Below are 1,030 nucleotides of genomic sequence, written 5' to 3'. Positions count from 1 at the left end.
CACTTCCAGTTCAGACAGGTTTTCAGAAGGTTGGTCTTACCGTTTTAATTACATTGTTGTCGAACTCTTTTTAAGATGTTTGTTAAATCATAACTGGCTGGTAGTTCGTACCTTGTTTTAGCATTGCCCAAGCCGTCCTGATATTTTTATTCACCAGCGCAATACAAGCTCGCTTCACACCTGAACGAGCGACTAGCCTTAAGAGCCATTGCTGCTTCAATGTCTTGGGTTTCTCCGGCAGATTAGAAATGTATGACAATGCCCCCAAAAATAAACAGGATTTTAGCTGTTTATCTCCAGCGCCTTTATCAATTCCCAGCATCACGGTTTTACCTCCACTGCTAAATTGTTTTGGGGTAACGCCTAAATATACAGAAGCACATCGCCCATTTTTAAAGTGCTTCGTTTGACTCAAGCTGGCAATTAGCCCCGCTGCACCTAAAACACCCACACCTTCAAGCGCAATAACACGTTGGCATTGCTCATTTTGAGAAACAAGCAGTTCTAGGTTTTTAGTCACTTTATTCAGAGATTGCTCTATTTGCTGGTATTGAGCTTTTAAGACATTAACTAATGGCAATAATACCTCTGGTAAACCATTACGCTCAGTTAAAACCTCTTTCAATGCTTTCTTGGAGCGAGGAATAGTGATGCCATATTCATAAAATAAGGCCCTAATATGATTACCGAGTTGTGTAAGCTGTTTATCTAAAAACTTACGACTCACAGTGAACGTTTGGAGAATTTGCTGTTCGATATTTTTTACTGGAGAAAAGGGCATATTCGGTTGTATAGCAGCAATCGCAATCCCGATAGCATCATTGGCATCTGTTTTTTGTTTGCTTATATAAGGCTTAACATGTTCCCTCACTTCATGACCATAGGATTGAGCAATCCGCCCCCAATAATGAAAACTGCCACATCCCTCCATTGCCACAATGCTAGGGGGAGAGTTAGCGAGTATCTGGCGAACTTTAGATGGAGACTGTGCTTTATTAAAAACAATTTCGCCATGTTTAGAGACTTTTGC

At 40.8% G+C, this 1,030-nt stretch carries 1 protein-coding gene; it reads right to left on the bottom strand.

Features of this window, described 5'->3' with window-relative positions; genetic code table 11:
• Nucleotides 1-82 precede the first annotated feature (82 nt).
• A partial coding sequence (locus N477_RS23820; protein ID WP_063379465.1) for an IS110 family transposase occupies nt 83-1,030 on the bottom strand: 948 nt, incomplete at its 5' end.

Origin of the sequence: Pseudoalteromonas luteoviolacea H33-S (assembly GCF_001625695.1) — a bacterium.
Taxonomy (GTDB): Bacteria; Pseudomonadota; Gammaproteobacteria; order Enterobacterales; family Alteromonadaceae; genus Pseudoalteromonas; species Pseudoalteromonas luteoviolacea_B.
Note: the sequence above shows the minus strand (reverse complement) of the source record. Positions and strands in the feature narration are given on the sequence as shown.